Source organism: Paraburkholderia sp. GAS334 (genome assembly GCF_050436625.1).
In the GTDB taxonomy this organism is placed as follows: domain Bacteria; phylum Pseudomonadota; class Gammaproteobacteria; order Burkholderiales; family Burkholderiaceae; genus Paraburkholderia.
On the sequence record NZ_JBNDMO010000002.1, the window covers coordinates 51,991 to 71,583 of the forward strand.

At 61.9% G+C, this 19,593-nt stretch carries 18 protein-coding genes and 1 pseudogene; 9 read left to right on the forward strand and 10 right to left on the reverse strand.

The genetic code is table 11. The annotated features are described in order from the left end of the window. Positions 1-528 precede the first annotated feature (528 nt). On the forward strand, positions 529-1,575 hold the full coding sequence (locus P3T21_RS03615) for an AraC family transcriptional regulator ligand-binding domain-containing protein (protein WP_429254568.1): 1,047 nt from the start codon (positions 529-531) through the stop codon (positions 1,573-1,575). Positions 1,576-1,891: 316 nt separating this feature from the next. Here the strand turns inward: P3T21_RS03615 and P3T21_RS03620 are convergent, their stop codons facing one another. Beyond that, the gene (locus P3T21_RS03620) at positions 1,892-2,818 is read right to left on the reverse strand and encodes a LysR family transcriptional regulator (protein WP_429254569.1); all 927 of its coding nucleotides are present in this window, start codon (positions 2,816-2,818) and stop codon (positions 1,892-1,894) included. Positions 2,819-2,942: 124 nt separating this feature from the next. Between P3T21_RS03620 and P3T21_RS03625 the strand changes: the two genes are divergently transcribed. Further along, positions 2,943-3,674 carry a glucose 1-dehydrogenase gene (locus tag P3T21_RS03625; RefSeq protein WP_429254570.1) on the forward strand — a complete coding sequence of 244 codons (732 nt, stop codon included), beginning with the start codon at positions 2,943-2,945 and terminating at the stop codon, positions 3,672-3,674. A gap of 79 nt (positions 3,675-3,753) precedes the next feature. Next, positions 3,754-4,647, forward strand: a complete 894-nt coding sequence (locus P3T21_RS03630; protein WP_429254571.1) for an SDR family oxidoreductase — start codon at positions 3,754-3,756, stop codon at positions 4,645-4,647. Between the two features lie 96 nt (positions 4,648-4,743). Here P3T21_RS03630 and P3T21_RS03635 read toward each other — a convergent pair. Both P3T21_RS03635 and P3T21_RS03640 read right to left on the reverse strand, forming a co-directional pair. Further along, positions 4,744-4,929, reverse strand: a pseudogene (locus P3T21_RS03635) (SDR family oxidoreductase); the annotation flags it as partial. A gap of 14 nt (positions 4,930-4,943) precedes the next feature. Then, on the reverse strand, positions 4,944-6,323 hold the full coding sequence (locus tag P3T21_RS03640) for an amino acid permease (RefSeq protein ID WP_429254572.1): 1,380 nt from the start codon (positions 6,321-6,323) through the stop codon (positions 4,944-4,946). A gap of 217 nt (positions 6,324-6,540) precedes the next feature. Between P3T21_RS03640 and P3T21_RS03645 the strand changes: the two genes are divergently transcribed. The 3 genes from P3T21_RS03645 (at position 6,541) to P3T21_RS03655 (ending at position 8,524) form a co-directional block, all read left to right on the forward strand. Beyond that, the gene (locus P3T21_RS03645; protein ID WP_429254573.1) at positions 6,541-7,353 is read left to right on the forward strand and encodes an alpha/beta fold hydrolase; all 813 of its coding nucleotides are present in this window, start codon (positions 6,541-6,543) and stop codon (positions 7,351-7,353) included. A 109-nt stretch (positions 7,354-7,462) separates the two neighbouring features. Further along, positions 7,463-8,167: a pseudouridine synthase gene (locus P3T21_RS03650; RefSeq protein ID WP_429254574.1), complete on the forward strand. Its 705-nt coding sequence runs from the start codon at positions 7,463-7,465 to the stop codon at positions 8,165-8,167. A 168-nt stretch (positions 8,168-8,335) separates the two neighbouring features. Then, positions 8,336-8,524, forward strand: a complete 189-nt coding sequence (locus P3T21_RS03655; protein WP_429254575.1) for a hypothetical protein — start codon at positions 8,336-8,338, stop codon at positions 8,522-8,524. Between the two features lie 155 nt (positions 8,525-8,679). On the opposite strand, the gene P3T21_RS03660 is transcribed toward P3T21_RS03655, so the two are convergent. Next, on the reverse strand, positions 8,680-9,702 hold the full coding sequence (locus P3T21_RS03660; protein WP_429254576.1) for an NAD-dependent epimerase/dehydratase family protein: 1,023 nt from the start codon (positions 9,700-9,702) through the stop codon (positions 8,680-8,682). Between the two features lie 67 nt (positions 9,703-9,769). On the opposite strand from P3T21_RS03660, the gene P3T21_RS03665 reads away from it, so the two are divergent. The 3 genes from P3T21_RS03665 (at position 9,770) to P3T21_RS03675 (ending at position 12,842) form a co-directional block, all read left to right on the forward strand. Continuing rightward, on the forward strand, positions 9,770-10,801 hold the full coding sequence (locus tag P3T21_RS03665) for a CDP-6-deoxy-delta-3,4-glucoseen reductase (RefSeq protein WP_429254577.1): 1,032 nt from the start codon (positions 9,770-9,772) through the stop codon (positions 10,799-10,801). Positions 10,802-11,142: 341 nt separating this feature from the next. After that, positions 11,143-12,327 (forward strand): acetylornithine transaminase, encoded by a 1,185-nt coding sequence (locus P3T21_RS03670; protein ID WP_429254578.1) that lies wholly within the window; start codon positions 11,143-11,145, stop codon positions 12,325-12,327. 20 nt (positions 12,328-12,347) lie between these two features. Beyond that, positions 12,348-12,842 (forward strand): GNAT family acetyltransferase, encoded by a 495-nt coding sequence (locus P3T21_RS03675; RefSeq protein WP_429254579.1) that lies wholly within the window; start codon positions 12,348-12,350, stop codon positions 12,840-12,842. 82 nt (positions 12,843-12,924) lie between these two features. Here P3T21_RS03675 and P3T21_RS03680 read toward each other — a convergent pair whose 3' ends face one another. The 6 genes from P3T21_RS03680 to ispH form a co-directional block, all read right to left on the reverse strand. After that, positions 12,925-13,641 (reverse strand): ABC transporter ATP-binding protein, encoded by a 717-nt coding sequence (locus P3T21_RS03680; protein WP_429254580.1) that lies wholly within the window; start codon positions 13,639-13,641, stop codon positions 12,925-12,927. Then, positions 13,641-14,417 (reverse strand): ABC transporter ATP-binding protein, encoded by a 777-nt coding sequence (locus P3T21_RS03685; RefSeq protein WP_429254581.1) that lies wholly within the window; start codon positions 14,415-14,417, stop codon positions 13,641-13,643. The genes P3T21_RS03680 and P3T21_RS03685 overlap by 1 nt, the downstream gene beginning before the upstream one ends. Positions 14,418-14,525: 108 nt before the next feature. Further along, positions 14,526-15,695, reverse strand: coding sequence for an ABC transporter permease subunit (locus tag P3T21_RS03690; RefSeq protein WP_429254582.1), 1,170 nt, complete (start codon positions 15,693-15,695; stop codon positions 14,526-14,528). 13 nt (positions 15,696-15,708) lie between these two features. Further along, positions 15,709-16,659 carry a branched-chain amino acid ABC transporter permease gene (locus tag P3T21_RS03695; RefSeq protein ID WP_429254583.1) on the reverse strand — a complete coding sequence of 317 codons (951 nt, stop codon included), beginning with the start codon at positions 16,657-16,659 and terminating at the stop codon, positions 15,709-15,711. Positions 16,660-16,887: 228 nt separating this feature from the next. Then, on the reverse strand, positions 16,888-18,087 hold the full coding sequence (locus P3T21_RS03700) for a branched-chain amino acid ABC transporter substrate-binding protein (RefSeq protein WP_429254584.1): 1,200 nt from the start codon (positions 18,085-18,087) through the stop codon (positions 16,888-16,890). Positions 18,088-18,633: 546 nt separating this feature from the next. Beyond that, complete coding sequence (ispH, locus tag P3T21_RS03705; protein ID WP_429254585.1) at positions 18,634-19,593, reverse strand: 4-hydroxy-3-methylbut-2-enyl diphosphate reductase; 960 nt, start codon at positions 19,591-19,593, stop codon at positions 18,634-18,636.

The window sequence follows — 19,593 nt, forward strand, 5'->3', positions numbered from 1 at the left end:
GACTCACGGCGTCAAACGACATCCGGAGTCGACATCGGCAGGTCACTTCGAGACACGTCAGGGATATTCCTGAGACGAGCCTGCGACCTCGCCCCGTTCTCCCGACCGACAGAGTTGGCCAGCGCCGATACGTGGCTGGGAGCCGCTCGCCGGCCAGGGTGAGCAAAACGGGGCGGGGATATACATGCGGCGCTGACGTGCGTGAGCGCGAGCGGAGCGACATCTCTAAGAGCAGCGCGTTACGTAGACGACTGGAGATGCGGGCAAGCGGCGAGCGATACCCTCACGACCCAATATTCTTCCCTACCCTGAAAGACTCGTTCGCATCGTTGACGATCCGGCTATGATCTTCAGTTGTGGCTCGCCAGGCGATATCCGCGGTTGACATACCCATATCACTTCCGGACACCCAGGGACTTCCCTGATTTCGTCTGCCATGTCACTACCGGTTCTTGCTCAGGGACATCCCCAATCTTTCACAAGCGGGATTCATCGAATACCATTTCCAAAATGGGGATGAAGCAACAAATGACTTCGGCACCGCAACGGCGCATTCCAGCGCGTTATTTCGTATTACTTTTTAATGCCCTGCGCGCACAGGGCGTGGACACGGCGCGCCTGCTATCCGCCGCCGGGATCGATGAAACAGCTTTCAATCGGCGCGACAACACGCTGTCAACGACCGAGGTAAATGCCTTTGTCCGGGTAGCCAATGAACTTACGGGCCGGGAAGATCTCGGTTTTGAACTCGGTCGGCTCATCAAGATGAACTCGCACGACCTGCTTGGCTACGGACTGCTCAGTTGCCATACCGCGCACGAAGTAATGTGCATGACGAGCCGGCATTACCACTTGATGACGGAGACCTTTGCTATGCACTACCAGCGTCGGCCCGGATCGCCAGGCGAAACGACCTTCACGCCGACGATCGCGATGCCCGAAGCGACCCTGCGTTTCGTCCTTGAAGTGATAGCCATCGCACATCAGAATCAGGTGCGATTGCTGCTTGGCGCCGACCTTCCGGCCTATGATATTTACCTGTCGATGCCGGAACCCGCACACGTCCAACGCTATCGGGCATTGGCGCCCATACGGTTTCATTTTTGCGAGAATGCGCTGCCCGGCGTCCGCGCCGTGATGAGTGCCGAGCTGCTGGATAGACCTCTGCCGATGGGCAACGCGCTGGTCGTCCAGCAAGTCGATGAGCAGTGCAGCCTGATGAGCACGCGCCCCGCAACCGGCCATTTTGGCTGGGGGGAATACGTGGAGATGGTGCTGCGCGCAGCCGAGGGCGAGCAAGTGACGCTGGAAGATCTCGCACGCCGCCTCAATGTATCCGCGCGAACGATAGACCGCCATCTGAGGTCAGAAGACCTGGCATTTCGCGACCTGTCGGACAAAGTGCGGTTTGAAAGAGCCTGTGAACTGCTCCGCACCCCCGGTGTGACGATCAAGCAAGTGGCGTTGAAGCTCGGCTTCAGCGACACGGGTAATTTCAGGCGCGCGTTTCGACGCGTGGTCGGCGTCACTCCAACCGAATACTTGAATTGCAACGGACAACCGTTCGCGGCATAGTCGACCTCCGCATTCCACTCACAGCATCCCTGGTTGCCCCCGCTTGACTGGGGTAGCATGCCCTGTCCGGTGGTACTTTTGGTGGTATGTCTTCAACGAATAATCCTCGGACCAAGTCCAGTAAAGCGATAGCGAGAATTTTTCCATTCCGGCCCTGGCACCAGAACATCGCTTCAAGCAGTACGCTTCACGTACTAAACGCAGCAACAACGGCAGCAGCGACGAAAAACCCGCGCCCATCGTCACGATGCCCCGGGTTTTGTCTTTTCAGCCCTCACGATTCAGCGCACCGCAGCGCCCGACCCCGACCTTATCCTCAGCCCCCTCTCGCCCCGCCCGCCGCACCCGCGTCCCATTGTCCGAACAACCCGGCCAGCCAGTCGACAAAAACCCGCACCCGCGGTGACAACTGCCTGTGATGCGGATACATCGCCGACACGGGCATCGTCGGCAGCACGTAATTCCTGAGCACTTCGCGCACCGTGCCGTTCGCGATGGCCCGCATCGCGTGATAGCGCGGCACCTGCACCAGCCCCATTCCCACGACACAGCATGAGAAATACGCGTCCGCATTCGATACGGAAATGCGTCCCTTCATCTCGACCTCGCGCCGTGTGCCATCGACGATGAATTCGAGCGGCCACGCGCGCCCCGTCGACGCCAGCGTGTAGTTCACCGCCCAGTGGTTCGCGAGATCGTCCAGCGTCTTCGGCTCGCCGTGACGGTCTAGATACGCGCTGCTCGCGCACGTCACCTGTTCCATCGCCGCGAGCCGGCGCGCGACCATCGTCGAATCCTTTGGCGTCCCGGCGCGCAGCACGCAGTCGAAGCCTTCGCGAACCATATCGACCGTGCGATCGCCGAAACCGATATCCAGATCAAGCTCTGGATACAACTCGCAGAACGCGGCGAGTTCGGGCAGCACGATCTCGTGCGCGAGCGTCGCCTGCATGTCGACGCGCAGCTTGCCCTTCGGCTTCACCGACGCCTCCGTGAACACCGATTCCGTTTCCTCCAGATCCGCCAGCAGCCGCACGCAACGCCGGTAGTACGCGTCGCCGTCGAGCGTCGCGCTGACGCTGCGCGTCGTGCGCTGAAGCAGCCGCACGCCGAGCCGCGCTTCCAGCTGCTTGATCGTATGCGTGACGGTGGCGCGCGGCAGGCCCAGCGCGTCCGCCGCCCGCGTGAAGCTGCTCAGTTCGACGATCCGCGTGAACACCTGCATCGACTGAAAACGGTCCATACGATTGTTGATCCATATTGCACAGTTATGGCAATTCTATTGTATTTATCCAACCTGCGCTAAGGAACAGAATTCGTTCACAGCATCACTGAATGTCTTCCGAACCCAACGAAGGAGCAGAACCATGAGCAAGATCGCAATCGTTACCGGAGCATCCCGCGGCATCGGCGCCAGCATCGCCAAGCGTCTGGCGCGCGACGGCATGACTGTCGTCGTCAACTACTCGAATCGCGTTGAAGAAGCCGCTGAGGTCGTCGCAGAGATCGCAGCCGCCGGCGGCAAGGCCATCGCCGTGAAGGCGGACGTTTCCAGCGCGAAATCGGTGCGCGAAATGTTCGACATGGTCGAAACACAACTCGGCAAGGTCGACGTACTGGTGAACAACGCCGGCGTGATGCCCGCACTGAAGCCGCTCGCCGAACACGACGACGACACGTTCGACCGCGTCATCGCGATCAACCTGAAAGGCAGCTTCAACACGATGCGCGAAGCGGCCACCCGTCTCTCCAACGGCGGCCGGATCGTCAACTTTTCGAGCAGCGTGACGGGTCTCGCGTTCCCGGGCTACACGGTCTACGCCGCAACGAAGTCGGCGATCGAAACGATGACGAACATCCTCGCGAAGGAAATGCGCGGCCGCAACATCACGGTCAACGCGGTTGCGCCGGGACCGACGGGCACCGATCTGTTCCTCACGGGCAAGTCGCCGGAAGCCATCGAAAAGCTGGCCAAAGCAGCGCCGCTCGAACGCCTCGGCACGCCGGATGACATCGCCGCCGCCGTCGCCTTCCTTGCAGGCCCGGACGGCAGCTGGATCAACGGCCAGACGCTGCGCGCCAATGGCGGAATCATCTGAACTCAGGACATGCCGCGGGCGGAAGCGCAGCGCAAGCGCGCACCGGCCCGCGACTAACCGACACACCAGGAGCAGAAAAATGAAACAGGTCATTCTCGTCACAGGCGCATCGACCGGCATTGGCAACCTCACGGTCCGCTCGCTCGCTGCACACGGTCATACGGTGTACGCCAGCATGCGCGACGTCGCCGGCCGTAATGCGGGCCGCGTGCGCGAACTGCGCGACTACGCATTCGCCAACGGCTACGACATCCGCGCCGTGGAACTCGACGTGCTGTCGCAGGAATCCGCCGATCAGGCCGTGGCCGAAATCGTCAACGCGAGCGGCCGGCTCGATGTGGTCGTGCATAACGCAGGCCACCTCGTGATCGGACCGACTGAAGCGTTCTCGCCGGAAGAAATCGTCCGTGTGTTCGACACCAACGTGCTCGGCGCGCAACGTGTCAACCGCGCCGCGCTGCCGCATCTGCGCGCGCAACAGTCCGGCCTGCTGGTGTGGGTGAGCAGCACGACAACGCGCGGCGGCTACCCGCCGTTCATGGGTCCGTACGCCGCAGCGAAGGCAGCGATGGATTCGTTCGCGGTGACGATGTCATACGAACTCGCGCGCTTCGGCGTGGAAACGTCGATCGTCGTGCCGGGTGCGTTCACGAGCGGCACGGCGCACTTCCCGAACGCCGGCAAGCCGGCCGACGAAGCGACCGCCGCGCAATACGCCCGCTATGACGGCCTGCTCGACCAGGTCGGCGCGCGTCTCTCTGCCCTGTCGCCTGCGGATGCGGATCCGCTTGCGGTCGCCGAGGAAATCGCGCGCGTCGTCGATCTTCCGGCTGGCACACGTCCGGCGCGCACGGTAATCGACTTCATCGACGACGGCGCCGCCGATGTCATCGCGCTCGGCGAACAAAAGCGCGTCGAGTTCGCGGGCCGCATCGGTATCGCGGATCTGTTAAAGCCGACTGTGCAGGCCTGAGTATCCAAACAACGCGAAAACAACGCGCAATGCGAAACGGCAACCACCGGAATGTGGCCGCCGTTTCTCTATCGCTTCGCGAAACAGGAACGACGCTTAAATCTGCGCCATCCCGCCATCGACGAACAGTTCGATGCCGTTCACAAAACCCGCGTCGTCGGACGCGAGAAACACGGCGGCCTTTGCGATCTCATCCGGTGCGCCGGCGCGCCCGAGCGGAACCTGCGTGGCGAGATCATCCAGCAGGCCCTTTTGCTGCGCGGCGTCCGGCCCGGCAAGGTTGAAACCGGATCGGCCTACGCGGTACCCGCCTGCGCAAGCTTCGCAGCCGAGCGGCGCTTCGCCACATAACCGGCCCACATCAGGATCAGCCACACTGGCACGAGCAACACCGAAACGGAGAGACCGGGCGTCATCACGAGAATCACGAGGATCATCGCCATGAACGCGAGGCAGATCCAGTTGCTGACCGGATACCAGAGCGACTTGAAGACGAGCGTCTCGCCTGCCTGCACCATCGCCTTGCGCGATTTGAGGTGCGTGAGGCTGATTAGCGCCCAGTTAATCACGAGCGCCGCGACGACCAGCGCCATCAGCACGCCGAGCGCTTCGGCGGGAATCAGATAGTTGACGATTACGCAGGCGAACGTGGCGAGCGCGGAAAGACCAATCGCCATATACGGCACGCCGCGGCGGTCGACCTTCAGCAGCGCGCGCGGCGCGTTGCCCTGTTCCGCGAGGCCGTACAACATGCGGCTGTTCGCGTACACGCCACTGTTGTAGACCGACAGCGCCGCCGTCAGCACGACGAGGTTCAGCACGTGCGCCGTGAGTCCTGCGCCGATCTGCGAGAAGATCATCACGAAAGGACTGCCGCCCGACGCCACCTGGTTCCACGGATACAGCGACAGCAGAACCGTCAGCGAGAAGATATAGAAAATCAGGATCCGGTAGATCACCTGGTTCACGGCTTTGGGAATGCTCTTTTGCGGTTCATCGGCTTCCGCTGCGGTGATGCCGATCAGTTCGAGCCCGCCGAACGAGAACATGATGACGGCAAGCATCATGAAGAGCCCATGGAAGCCGTGCGGGAAGAAGCCGCCATCGCGCCACAGGTTCGTGACCGACGCCTGCGGACCGCCGTGTCCGCTGATCAGCAGCCAGCCGCCGAACAGGATCATGCCGATCACCGCCACGACCTTGACGATCGCAAACCAGAACTCGGTCTCGCCATACGCCTTCACGTTAGCGAGATTGATCGCGTTGATGGCGACAAAGCACACGAGTGCCGAGACCCAGGTCGGCACGCCCGGCCACCAGTAATGCACGTAAGTACCGACGGCCGTCAGTTCGGCCATGCTGACGAGCACGTACAGCACCCAGTAATTCCAGCCCGACAGAAAGCCGGGGAAATCGCCCCAGTACTTGTAGGCGAAGTGACTGAACGAACCGGCGACCGGCTCCTGCGCAACCATTTCGCCTAGCTGTCGCATGATGAAAAACGCGATGATGCCGCCGATCGCATAACCGAGAATCATCGACGGACCCGCCGCCTGCAATACGCTTGCCGAGCCGAGAAAAAGGCCGGTGCCGATCGCGCCGCCCAGCGCGATCAACTGGATGTGACGGTTTTTCAGGCCACGTTTCAGGCCGTCGTGCTGCTGTGGACTATTCAAGGTGTTGCGCTCCGCTGTATGGAAACCGGTTGCCGGAAGCGGTGGCTGCGTACGCCCGGCGAAACCTTGGATTTTACCGCGCGAGCCGTTCGCGGCTGGCCGGCGCCGGAAGACGGCGCGCGCTCCTGTTACGACGTGGCCGGCCCGCGAAGACGCCGCTTGCTACCGTCGGCACTGTTCGGTAAGGTCGGCATTCCGGTTCAGCGAAAGGAATGCCATGTCGCCGAAACATCTGATTCGCGTTGTCCTGTTGTGCGCCCTGTGTGTTTCCGCAGGCGTCAACGCCCAGACGGCCGCGCCGGCCAGCCCCTCTACGCCACCGTCCGCATCAGTCTCCGGACCTGTGCGCAATGTCGTGCTCGTGCACGGCGCATTCGTCGATGGTTCGAGCTGGAACCGCGTCATCGACCTGCTGCAGAAGAAGGGCTATCACGTGTCGGCGGTGCAGAACCCGCTGAGCTCGCTCGCCGACGATGTCGCTGCCACGAAACGCGTGCTGGCGCGGCAAAACGGCCCGACGATCCTAGTCGGCCACTCGTGGGGTGGCACCGTCATCACCGAAGCGGGCGCGGATGCGCCGAACGTGGTCGGCCTCGTGTACATCACGGCGATCGCGCCGGATGTCGGCGAATCGACGATGGACATGTTCAAGCACGGCCCGTCGGCGCCCGCTGGCGAAAGCATCAAGCCCGACGAAACCGGCTTCCTGTGGTTCGATCCGGCGAAATATCATCGGGACTTCGCCGCTGATGTACCGGAGACGCAAACGCGCATCCTCGCCGCCGCCGAGCAGCCGGTTTCGGGCAAGGCATTCGGGGAACCCGTGACTCAGGCCGCGTGGAAGTCGAAGCCTTCGTGGTACATGGTGACCATGAAGGATCGCGCGGTGGCGCCGGAAGCCCAGCGATGGATGGCGAAACGCATCGGCGCGACGATCGTTTCAGTGCCGTCGAGCCATCTCGCGCCGATGTCGCATCCCGCTGAAGTCGCGGCGCTGATCGAGCAGGCGGCGAAGGCGCAGAGCAAATAGGCGCGACGCACGCCGGGTAGAATGCACGCGATGCGACGGGCTGCGGTCCGTCGCCGGCTCGCGCTCACCCGCATTTCGCTCCGCCGCTTTTCCGTCTTTCCGCTCCTCAATGAATCTCGAACGCGTGCTGTTTTCCCAGGGTTTCGGCTCACGACGTCAATGCCGCGCATTGGTCACCGGCGGCCATGTGTCGATCGAAGGCGTCGTCTGCGCCGATCCCGACGCCGACTTCCCCACCGACACGCTGACATTCGTCATCGACGATACCGCCTGGCGCTATCACGAGCACGCGTACATCGCGCTGAACAAGCCCGCGGGTTACGAATGCTCGCGCGATCCGCAGCATCATCTGAGCGTCTTCAACCTGCTGCCGCCGCAGTTCGCGACGCGCGGCGTGCAGTGCGTCGGACGCCTCGATCAGGACACCACCGGCCTCCTCCTGCTCTCCGACGACGGCCAGTTCGTGCACACGTTCACTTCGCCAAAACGAAAGGTGCCGAAGGTGTATCTCGCGACCACGCGCCACCCGCTCGATGACGCGCAACTCGACGCCTTGCGCAACGGCGTCCTCTTGCATGGCGAGCCGGCGCCGGTCGCTGCGGTCGCCGCACAGGCGCGCGATGAACACGCGCTCGAACTCACGGTGCTGGAAGGCAAGTATCACCAGGTGAAGCGCATGGTGGCCGCGGCGGGCAATCGCGTCGAAGCACTGCATCGGGAGCGCATCGGTGGACTGGCGTTGCCATCCACGCTCGCCGAAGGTACGTGGGAATGGCTCGACGAAGCCGGTCTTGCTGCCCTGCGGGCGGGGTAAACACGGAAGGCGACGGCGTGAATTCCGCCACCTTTCTGCCCAAGCGTTATCCACCTCACACTGCCGCACAAAAAGGGACGCATTGCGCTGCGACGCAGCATGCCCTTCCTTTCAACTCGCCCTATACTCGATTAAACAACGATTAAAAAGTATTCAAGGAGGGGCGCCATGATCATCCACGATGGTTATGAACTTTCAACCATGACGATCGCGTTCATGTGTTTCGGGGTCGTCCTCGTCATCGGTGCGCTGGCAATGATACGTCTGCGGCACCGATATCCTCCGAGCCTCATCGGCGCGCTGGTCGGCGCAATCCTGTGCTTCGTACTGCTGGAAGCGCTGCCCGCGATTACGTGAGTGGTACTGGCGATTTTGATCGCGATAACCGCGTTGTTCGCGTTGTCCGCGGGACACGCAGTTGACCGACATTCGCAACCATCAAAGCACACAACAACAGACGGCGTCAGCGAGCCGCGCGCTGGACCGCCGACGACTGGCGTCGCTGGACATTGCTAGTCGTGCGGCTGCCTGTTCGCCCACAGAAAATCCTGCACTGTCGGATAGCGCAAACGCATGCGCAATTCGCGCTTCATCCTCGCGTTCGAAAGACGTCGCGATTCGCGCATGAACGACAGCAACATCGGCTCGAGTATCTGCTCAGCCTGCTCGCGCGTGACGCGCGGCGCGCGCGCCAGGCCGTACGCATCGGCGACCGCATCGAAATACGCCGCCATCTTCAGCTCCGAATCGTCCGATGCGTGCACGACGCGCCCCGGCCTGCCGTGCGTCGACATCCGAACGAGAATTGCCGCGAGATCGTCGGCATGGATGTGGCTGGTGTACACGTCATCGGCGTCGATTAGTGCGGGCGTCCCCTTCTCGAGCCGCGCGAGCGGTAACCGGTTAGCTGCGTAGATGCCAGGAATCCGCGCCACGGTGGCCGCCACCGATCCGCGCGCGGTGGCCCGCCTCAACTGCTGCTCCGCCGACACCCGACGCTTCGCTCGATCGTTCGCCGGCTGCACGGTGCGCGTCTCGTCGATCAACGCGCCGCCACAGTCACCATAAACACCCGTCGTGCTCGCATAGACGACGCGCAGCGGCGCGGCGGATCGGGCAAGCCGGACACCCCGGTCGGGTACAATATTGGACGTTTCGCGATCCATCCATGCGGGGCGCGAACGCCGTAACCGCGCGACCGGCGTGACAGCGGCGCGCGCGGGCTGCATGCGTCGCGACGTGAGCGCGGCGAGCAGTGCACGCGTGCGGCGATCGTCGTCACCGGTCTTTTGTGGCGGGGCAAGATGCAGCACGGTGGGCGCCAGGCCCGCGAGACGCTTCAGGCTGCGACGTACGTCCAGATCGCCGACCAGCGGTGAGGTACCCGCTGCGCGCAGCTCGGCGCAGCGCGCAGCGTGGCTCGTCAGGGCAAAGATGTGCGCGCGCGGGCGCAGCAGTTCGACGCAGCGCATGCCGACATCGCCGCAACCGACGATCAGCACGCGCGGCCGGCGCAGATTTCGTGTCGCTTTCATGGTGGACGCATTGTAGCCGTCAAGTACGGCGCGCACCGATTACCGACTTTTCGTTTCCGATCGACATATGGCATTTAACGTAACACTCCGGCAAAGCGGCCGGCAGTTCCAGGTAGAACCCGACGAACCCGTGCTGATCGCGGCCCTGCGCCAGGGCGTGGGTCTGCCGTACGGCTGCAAGAACGGCGCGTGCGGTTCGTGCAAGGGCACGGTCGTGAGCGGCAAAATCGAGCAGCGCCCGCATTCGTCGTCGGCATTGTCGAACGATGAAAAGACCCGTGGCATGGCGCTCCTGTGCTGCGCGACGGCATGCTCCGACCTCGAAGTCGATATCCGCGAAGTAGCAGGGGTCGGCGATGTACAGGTCAAGAAGTTGCCGTGTCGCGTCAACGCAGTCGAGCGCAAGGCCGACGACGTCGTCGTGCTGAAGCTTCAGTTGCCCGCCAATGAACGTCTGCAATATCTCGCCGGCCAGTACCTCGAATTCATCCTGAAAGATGGCAAGCGCCGCAGCTACTCGATGGCGAGCGCGCCGCATGCCGAAGGTCCGGTCGAACTGCACATCCGCCATATGCCAGGCGGTGTGTTCACCGATCACGTGTTCAACACGCTGAAAGAGCGCGACATCCTGCGCTTCGAAGCGCCGCTCGGCACGTTCTTCCTGCGCGAAGATTCGGACAAGCCGATTGTGCTGCTCGCTTCGGGCACGGGTTTCGCGCCACTGAAGGCGATCGTCGAACACGCGATCTTCAAGAACATCGACCGGCCGATGACGCTCTACTGGGGCGCGCGTCGCAAGAAGGATCTGTATCTGCTCGAACTCGCCGGGCAATGGGCGAAGGACGTGCCGAACTTCACGTTCGTGCCGGTGCTGTCCGAACCCGATGCCGACGATGCGTGGACGGGTCGCACGGGCTTCGTGCATCGTGCAGTGATCGAGGATCTGCCGGACCTGTCGGGGTATCAGGTGTACGCGTGTGGCGCACCGGTGATGGTCGAGTCGGCACAGCGCGATTTCACCGCGCATCACAAGCTGCCGGAAGACGAGTTCTATGCGGACTCGTTCACCAGTGCGGCCGATCTGGCGAATCCGGTTTGAACTTCAACTGACGGACGAAGTGCGTTGATACGGCTGAGCAAAGCTGCGGCCTGCTCACCCGGCGCACTTCGTTCTTTCTCGAGCAAAAAACCTTCCCCGACTCAAAATTCGTGGTTTACACCGCCCGGCGCGTTGTCGTATTCTTTCGCGAATGAACCGCATCCAGTCCGAACTTCGACGCCGCCGCTCGCCGCTCCCTTAGGGGCGCCGCTGGCTTCGTCACGGATTCGCGCCTACACAGGGTGCAAGCTGTTCGAATCATGAAAGCCACGGACCTCCGTGGCTTTTTGTTTTTCCGGTCCCTTGTTCAACCCCACTGCTTCGAATGGAGCCCCGCCGCCATGAAATTCAATGAGTATCCGATCGAGTCGCTGATGTACATCACCAACCGGCCCGAAATCGTTTTCACGCACGGCAAGGGCTCGTGGATCTACGACAACGAAGGCAAGCGCTACCTCGACTTCATTCAGGGCTGGGCCGTCAACAGCCTCGGTCATTGCAACGAGGGCATGATCGAAGCGCTCGAAAAACAGGCGCGCACGCTGATCAATCCGTCGCCGGCGTTCTACAACGAACCGATGGCGAAGCTGGCAGGTCTGCTCACGCAGCACAGCTGCTTCGACAAGGTGTTCTTCGCGAACAGCGGCGCCGAGGCCAACGAAGGCGCGATCAAGCTCGCGCGCAAATGGGGCAAGAAGCATAAGGACGGCGCGTACGAGATCATCACGTTCGATCACAGCTTCCATGGCCGCACGCTCGCGACGATGTCGGCGAGCGGCAAGCCGGGCTGGGACACGATCTACGCACCGCAGGTGCCGGGGTTCCCGAAGGCCGATCTGAACGACATCGCATCGGTCGAGAAGCTGATCACGAAGAAAACCGTCGCTGTGATGCTCGAACCGATCCAGGGCGAGGGCGGCGTGATCCCTGCGACGCGCGAATTCATGCAGCAACTGCGCGCGTTGACGATGCAGCACAACCTGCTGTTGATCGTCGATGAAGTGCAGAGTGGCTGCGGCCGTGCGGGGACGCTCTTCGCGTACGAACTGTCGGGCATCGAGCCGGACATCATGACGCTCGGCAAGGGCATCGGCGGAGGGGTGCCGCTGGCAGCGCTGCTCGCGAAAGCCGAAGTCCAGGTGTTCGACGCCGGCGATCAGGGCGGCACGTACAACGGCAATCCGCTGATGACGGCAGTCGGTTATTCGGTGATCTCGCAGTTGACGGCGCCGGGCTTCCTCGAAGGCGTGCGGGCGCGCGGCGAGTATCTGCGCGCGAAGCTGCTGGAGCTGTCGGAAGAGCGCGGCTTCCTCGGTGAGCGGGGCGAAGGTCTGCTGCGGGCGCTGCTGCTCGGCAAGGATATCGGCACACAGGTCGTCGAGAAGGCACGTCTGATGCAGCCCGACGGCCTGCTGCTGAACGCGGCGCGTCCGAACCTGTTGCGCTTCATGCCGGCGCTCAACGTCACGAACGAAGAGATCGACCAGATGATGGCGATGCTGCGTTCGATTCTCGACTCGCTTTAATCGCCCGCGAGCGCACCCGCATGACAACGACCGACATGCCTTCGATCCGCCGCTTCGATGCCGCCGATACCGATGCCGTCGTCGCGCTGTGGCAGGACGCGTTTCCGGAGTATCGGGACGTCACCCGGCCGCAGCGTAATCCGCGCCTGTCGATCGCGAACAAGCTCGCGACGCAGCCCGAACTGTTCTTCGTCGCCGAGACCGGCGGTCGAATTGTCGGGTCCGTAATGGCGGGTTACGACGGACATCGCGGCTGGCTCTACTCGCTTGCTGTCGATACGATCATGCGACGATGCGGCATCGGTACGCGCCTGGTGGAGCATGCGGAAACGGCGCTGACAGCGCTCGGCTGTCCGAAGGTGAACCTGCAGGTGCTGTCGACCAGGGCCGACGTGCGCGGCTTCTATGAGGCGCTCGGCTATCGCATGGATGAGGTCATCAGTCTCGGCAAACGTCTCGGCGCAGTGGCGGATGCGTCGGTAATCGAAACGCCCGACGAGACCGCGACACGCTAGAAGCGCGTCGAAAACGAAAAAGGCTGCATGCGCGAGTGCGCATGCAGCCTTTTTCACACAACCAGCAGATTAACAGGTGAGCTTACTCACCCAGATAAGCAGCCCGCACCTTCGGATCATCGAGCATCTTCTTCGCGTCACCCGTCATCGTGACGAGACCCGAGTCCATCACATAGCCACGATTCGCCGCCTGCAACGCCAGACGCGCGTTCTGCTCGACCAGCAGCACAGTCATGCCTTCGGAGGAAATCGAACGCACCACTTCGAAGATCTTCTCGACCATGATCGGCGACAGACCCATCGACGGCTCGTCCAGCAGCAACAGCTTCGGGCGCGAGATGATCGCGCGGGCCATCGCCAGCATCTGCTGCTCGCCGCCCGAGAGCGTGCCCGCGTACTGCGTCGCACGTTCCTTCAGGCGCGGGAAGAAGCCGAACATGCGATCGACGTCCTTCTTGATGCCATCCGTATCGTTGCGCAGGTACGCGCCCATCTGCATGTTCTCGACAATCGACATGCGTGCGAAGATGCCACGGCCTTCCGGCACCATCGCCAGACCGCGCTTGAGCAGTTCATGCGCCGGCAGCCCCTTGATCGACTGGCCCATGTACTCGATGTCGCCAGCCGAATACGGCTTCAGACCCGTGATGGCCTTCATCGTCGTGGTCTTGCCCGCGCCGTTCGCACCGATCAGCGTGACCAGCTCGCCCTGCGCGACTTCGAGGTCGATGCCCTTGACCGCCTGAATGCCGCCGTAATTGACCTGAAGGCCCTTGATTTTCAACATTGCCGTAGCCATCAGTGGACCCCCGCGCCGAGATAAGCCTCGATCACCTTCGGGTCCTTCTGCACGTCATGCGGCAGACCCTCAGCAATCACCTTGCCGTAATCGAGCACTGTCATGCGGTTGCACAGGCCCATCACCAGTTTCACATCGTGTTCGATCAGCAGGATCGTCTTGCCGTCCGAACGGATCTTGTCGAGCAGCTTCGTGAGTTCCACTTTCTCGGTCGCGTTCATCCCTGCAGCCGGCTCGTCGAGTGCGAGCAGCTTCGGATCGGTCGCGAGTGCACGTGCGATTTCCAGACGACGCTGGTGACCGTACGACAGGTTGCGCGACGTGTAGTCCGCGTATTGCAGCACGCCAACGTACTCCAGCAGTTCAAGCGCACGCTCCTTGATCTCGCGCTCTTCCTTGCGCTCGGACGGCGTCTGGAACACCGCGCCCAGCAGACCGTGCTTCGTCCGCACGTGACGCCCGACCATCACGTTTTCCAGCGCGGTCATGCCGCCGAACAGACGGATGTTCTGGAACGTTCGCGCAATCCCCGCCTTCGCCACCTGATACACCGCGGTCGGCGTGTAGTTCGTGCCATCGAGCCTGAAGTCGCCGGAATCCGGCGTGTACAGCCCCGTGATCACGTTGAAGAAGGTCGTCTTGCCGGCGCCGTTCGGGCCGATCAAACCGTAGATCGTCCCTTCCTCGATCTGCAGACCGACGTCGGAGAGGGCCTGCAGGCCGCCAAAGCGCTTGTTCACGCCCTTGACGGACAAACGGATTTTTTTATCGCTCATATGATTTCTCCTGTGTCGACCCGAGTTAGCGCTTTAGCGCTTACTCGGGTCCCATGCATAGCTGTCGACCCGAGTTAGCGCTTTGGCGCTTACTCGGGTCCCATGGCCTCAGGCGCGAACCGGCTTCTTGCCAGCGCGCTTCGCGATTTTCGCAATCTTGTCCTCATGCTTCGGCGACGGCCACAGGCCTTCCGAGCGATACAGCATGATGAGCACCATCGCGAGGCCGTACAGCAGCTGACGGATCACTTCCGTGTCGACGATTTCGTGACCGAAGATCGCGTTCTGCAGCGGACCCATCGTCGAGCGCAGGAATTCCGGGAACACGGCGAGCAGCACCGCGCCGAGAATCACGCCCGGGATGTGGCCCATGCCGCCCAGCACCACGCACGCCAGCACCACGACCGATTCCCAGAACGTGAACGATTCCGGCGACACAAAGCCCTGGAACGTGCCGAACATCGCGCCCGACAGGCCGCCAAACGACGCGCCCATCGCAAACGCAAGCAGCTTCACGTTACGGGTGTTGATGCCCATCGCCTTCGCGGCGATTTCGTCTTCACGGATCGCGGCCCATGCGCGACCGATACGCGAGTGCTGCAGACGCGTACACGTCCAGATCACGACCAGCGAACACAGCACGAACAGGTAGTAATACATGTACACGGACGGGAACGAGAACCCGAGGAACGTGTGCATCTGCGCGAGGTTGAAGCCCGCTACGTGGATGGGATCGATCCCCGTGATCCCCTTCGGGCCGTTGGTGATGTTCACCGGACGGTCGAGGTTGTTCATGAAGATCCGGACGATTTCCCCGAAACCCAGCGTCACGATCGCGAGATAGTCGCCGCGCAGACGCAGCGTCGGCGCACCGAGCAGGATCCCGAAGATCGCCGCGAGCCCCATCGCGAACGGCACGATGATCCAGATCGGCGTATGCAGGCCGGCCGGGAACAGATGCGCGATCCATTCGAACTGCGAGGTCAGGTGCGGCGAGCTCAGCAGCGCTGCCGAGTAGGCGCCGATCGCGTAGAACGCGATGTAGCCCAAATCGAGCAGGCCCGCGAAGCCGACCACCACGTTAAGACCCAGCGCGAGCATCACATACAGCATCGCGAAGTCGAGCACGCGAACCCAGTAGTTGCCGCCTGCCGCGCCGATGATCATCGGGGCCGCGATCACGAAGATCGCGGTGATGATGCCGACGGTCAGCGTCTTCGTCAGGTTCTTCTCGGGGATGAGCGTCGTCGACGGCTCGATCGGTTGAATTGAGGTCATGTTCTTCTACTCCTTATGCTCGATCCGCGACACGTTCGCCCAAGAGGCCCGACGGACGGAACACCAGCACGATGATCAGCACGATGAATGCGAACACGTCCTGGTAGTTACTGCCGAATACACCACCGGTCAGGTTGCCGATGTAGCCCGCGCCGAGCTGTTCGATCAGCCCGAGCAGCACGCCACCGACCATCGCGCCGCCAAGGTTGCCGATCCCGCCCAGCACCGCCGCGGTAAAGGCCTTCAGGCCGGGGATGAAGCCCATGTAGAAGTGCGCGTTGCCGTATTCGGACGCGATCATCACGCCGGCCAGCGCCGCCAGTGCCGAGCCGATCATGAACGTCGCTGAGATCACGAAGTTCGGGTTCACGCCCATCAGGCTCGCGACGTTCGGGTTCTCGGCGATCGAGCGCATTGCACGGCCGAGCTTTGTCTTGTGCACGAGCAGCAGCAGGCCGCCCATCACGAGGAACGCCACCACGATGATCACGATTTCAGTCACCGAGATCACGGCGCCAGGCGTCGTATCGGTGGCCTTGATCACGTTGATCGGATCGGTGGGCAGCAACTGCGGGAACGGCAGCGGGTTACGCGACCAGATCATCATCGCGAGCGTCTGCAAGAGGATCGACACGCCGATGGCGGTGATCAGCGGGGCGAGACGCGGTGCCTTGCGCAACGGACGGTAGGCGACCCGCTCGATCGTGTAGCCCACCACCGCGCACACGACAGCGGCGATGATCAACGCGATGCAGAGCGTGGCCGCGTTGCCGAGGCCAGGGAAGTGGTTCTGCAGCACGCCGATGGCTGAGAGCGCAACCATCGCGCCCACCATCAACACATCGCCGTGCGCGAAGTTGATGATGCCCAGAATGCCGTAAACCATCGTGTAGCCCAGTGCGATGATGGCGTAAACGCTGCCAAGCACCAGTCCGTTGAGGATCTGCTGGATGAAGATATCCATTTAATGCTCCTTAGCCCGTGCGACTGGATTCGCGCTCGTCATCCGGCCGGTGGGCGAGGATGCATCACGGAATCGCAACGGCACTGCGGGTACTGATAAAAGACCGGTAAGGGTTATCCGCTCCGGATTCGCGTGGCGACTGTGTTGCAGCAGCCGGCTCGTCCGATGCGGATGCAAAAACGGCACCGTTAGGTGGTTCGGTGCCGTCAGGCTATGACTATCCCGTCATCACATCTTCACGACGTCGAGAACCGCTTTCTTGCCGTCCTTGAAGTCGTAAAGCGTAATGGCGCCCTCTTTCAAATCACCCTTGTCGTCGAATGCGATGTGGCCGATTACACCGTTGTAATCGGTAGAGGGCATCGCAGCCAGCACCTTGGGCGCGTCGATCGAATTGGCGCGCTTCATTGCATCGACGATCACGTACACAGCGTCATACGTGAACGGTGCGTAAATCTGCACCGGCGTGTGGAAGCGGTCGTCGTACTTCTTCGCGAAGTCCGCTCCCTTGTCCATCTTCGAAAGCGCCAGTCCCGCTTCCGAACAGACCAGGTTCTGCACGGCGGTTCCCGCCAGCTCCCCTACCTTGTCGGTACACACACCGTCGCCGCCAAGGATTTTTGCCCTGATTCCGAGCGCCGCCGCCTGCTTCGTGAACGGCCCGCCCGTTGCATCCATGCCGCCGTACATGATCACGTCCGGCTGAACACTCTTGATCTTCCTGAGGATGGTTCCAAAGTCCACGGTCCGCTCAGACGTGGCTTCGCGCGCAACAATCTTCGCGCCGCTTGCCTCGACTGTCTTCGCAAACTCATCGGCCAGTCCCTTGCCGTAGACGGTCGCATCGTCCACGATCGCGATGCGTTTCGCGCCGAGCGTCTTCGTCGCGTAGTTGGCAAGCGCCGGGCCCTGCTGCGCGTCGGTCCCGACCACGCGATAGGTCGTCTTGAAACCTTGCTGCGTGTAACCCGGATTCGTCGTCGACGGCGAGATCTGCACGATGCCTGCATCGCTATAGATCTTCGACGCCGGAATCGAAACACCTGAATTCAGGTGCCCGACCACGGCGACGACATGATCGCCGACGAGTTTTTCCGCAACTTCCGTGCCCACTTTCGGGTCCGCAGCGTCGTCCTGCGCGTCGAGTTCAAGGTGGATCCGGCGGCCATCAATGGTCAGACCCTGAGTATTGATCTCTTCGACCGCGAGCCGCGCACCGTTCTCGTTATCCTTGCCAAGGTGCGCAATGCCGCCCGTCAACGGCGCGGCATGACCGATCTTGACGATAGTCGCATCGCTGGCGGGCGCAGCCGCTGCCGGCGCAGCCGAAGCAGCCGTGCCCGCCTCGCCATCACTCTTCTTGCTGCACGCGGCCAGCAGCGCAACCGCGGCTGCGACGGTCACAACGTGAGCAAACTTGACTCGCATTAAATAGGTCTCCTGCGCCTTGCAAAATCCAATGTCTGGGGCCCGGAGGCCCTGAGAACGCGCGCATTGTAACTCCAATTATGCGATAGGCAATATTGTTGAACCGGCAGGGTTTTCCTGCATTGCAACCGTATTTTGGGATCAATAGTGGTGAATTGGCGCAACCCGGTTGCGACATTTATCCGTGCATCAGTTGCACCAGCATCGCCGCCCCGGGCATCAAGTGTTGCAGCAATCTTTTTTGACGCCTGATGCCAGCGCGCTTCTATTGGATTTGCGATTTATCTGTAAGGCCGATTCCGCCGCACTATGTTGGTGCAATTAATCGTACTTGATCGATTCGTTTGATACGAAATTGGGGCTCAATCGTAATTGGCGGCAAAAAAATTTATCAAAAAATATGCGGAAATTTGCGTGCCGAGGTCCTCGATCGATGCTTTTGACGTGGTGTGGCACTATTTTTCGAAAGCCGTCGCCTGTCGGCGGAAGATAAAAAAAACGCGCCCTGGTGGACGCGTTTTGTTGTGCAGCCAGACGAAACCGGGGTCAGGCCGGCAGCCCCAGCCCGCGCGGCAGCGGAAACGCGATGTTTTCTTCGATGCCTTCAAGTGCGCGCACGTTGCGCACACCCAGTTCGTGCAGACGCGCGATCACGGCCTGCGCGAGCGCCTCCGGCGCCGACGCGCCAGCGGTCACGCCAATCCGGCGCTTGCCTTCGATCCAGGCCGGATCGATCTGCGTCGGCGAATCCACCATATAGGAAGGAATGCCGCGCTTTTCGGCCACTTCGCGCAACCGGTTCGAGTTCGAACTGTTCGGGCTGCCCACCACGATCACGACGTCGCATTGCGGCGCCATGAACTTCACCGCATCCTGACGGTTCTGCGTCGCGTAACAGATGTCCTGCTTCTTCGGCTCGCGGATCGCCGGATACTTCGCCTTCAGCGCGGCGATGATTTCGGCCGCATCATCGACTGAAAGCGTGGTCTGCGTGACAAACGCAATACGCTCCGGGTCTGGCAGCGCAAGCGCCTGCACGTCGTCGATGTCTTCGACGAGATGCATGCCTTCGCCAGCCTGCCCCATTGTGCCTTCGACTTCAGGGTGACCCTTGTGGCCGATCATTACGATGTCGAACCCATCGGCGCGCATCTTCGCGACCTCGATGTGCACCTTGGTCACGAGTGGACAGGTCGCGTCATACACGCGCAGCCCGCGCGACTCGGCTTCCGTGCGCACCGCCTTCGACACGCCGTGCGCGCTGAAGATCACCGTATTGCCAGCCGGTACTTCCTCAAGCTGCTCGATAAAGATAGCGCCCTTCTTGCGAAGGTCCTCGACAACATAGGCGTTGTGGACAATTTCGTGACGCACATAGATCGGCGAGCCATGCAGCTTGATGGCGCGCTCAACGATTTCGATCGCGCGATCGACGCCTGCGCAAAACCCGCGCGGCTGCGCCAGCAGGATTTCGGCTTCGGCCAGAGTCGTATCCGTGATGCTCAT

Bases quoted from the DNA above. Each gene is read 5' to 3' on its own strand.
- P3T21_RS03615 (WP_429254568.1), top strand. From the start codon at position 529: ATGACTTCGGCACCGCAACGGCGCATTCCAGCGCGTTATTTCGTATTA.
- P3T21_RS03620 (WP_429254569.1), bottom strand. From the start codon at position 2,818: ATGGACCGTTTTCAGTCGATGCAGGTGTTCACGCGGATCGTCGAACTG.
- P3T21_RS03625 (WP_429254570.1), top strand. From the start codon at position 2,943: ATGAGCAAGATCGCAATCGTTACCGGAGCATCCCGCGGCATCGGCGCC.
- P3T21_RS03630 (WP_429254571.1), top strand. From the start codon at position 3,754: ATGAAACAGGTCATTCTCGTCACAGGCGCATCGACCGGCATTGGCAAC.
- P3T21_RS03645 (WP_429254573.1), top strand. From the start codon at position 6,541: ATGTCGCCGAAACATCTGATTCGCGTTGTCCTGTTGTGCGCCCTGTGT.
- P3T21_RS03650 (WP_429254574.1), top strand. From the start codon at position 7,463: ATGAATCTCGAACGCGTGCTGTTTTCCCAGGGTTTCGGCTCACGACGT.
- P3T21_RS03655 (WP_429254575.1), top strand. From the start codon at position 8,336: ATGATCATCCACGATGGTTATGAACTTTCAACCATGACGATCGCGTTC.
- P3T21_RS03660 (WP_429254576.1), bottom strand. From the start codon at position 9,702: ATGAAAGCGACACGAAATCTGCGCCGGCCGCGCGTGCTGATCGTCGGT.
- P3T21_RS03665 (WP_429254577.1), top strand. From the start codon at position 9,770: ATGGCATTTAACGTAACACTCCGGCAAAGCGGCCGGCAGTTCCAGGTA.
- P3T21_RS03670 (WP_429254578.1), top strand. From the start codon at position 11,143: ATGAAATTCAATGAGTATCCGATCGAGTCGCTGATGTACATCACCAAC.
- P3T21_RS03675 (WP_429254579.1), top strand. From the start codon at position 12,348: ATGACAACGACCGACATGCCTTCGATCCGCCGCTTCGATGCCGCCGAT.
- P3T21_RS03680 (WP_429254580.1), bottom strand. From the start codon at position 13,641: ATGGCTACGGCAATGTTGAAAATCAAGGGCCTTCAGGTCAATTACGGC.
- P3T21_RS03685 (WP_429254581.1), bottom strand. From the start codon at position 14,417: ATGAGCGATAAAAAAATCCGTTTGTCCGTCAAGGGCGTGAACAAGCGC.
- P3T21_RS03690 (WP_429254582.1), bottom strand. From the start codon at position 15,695: ATGACCTCAATTCAACCGATCGAGCCGTCGACGACGCTCATCCCCGAG.
- P3T21_RS03695 (WP_429254583.1), bottom strand. From the start codon at position 16,659: ATGGATATCTTCATCCAGCAGATCCTCAACGGACTGGTGCTTGGCAGC.
- P3T21_RS03700 (WP_429254584.1), bottom strand. From the start codon at position 18,087: ATGCGAGTCAAGTTTGCTCACGTTGTGACCGTCGCAGCCGCGGTTGCG.
- ispH (WP_429254585.1), bottom strand. From the start codon at position 19,593: ATGAGCATCACGGATACGACTCTGGCCGAAGCCGAAATCCTGCTGGCG.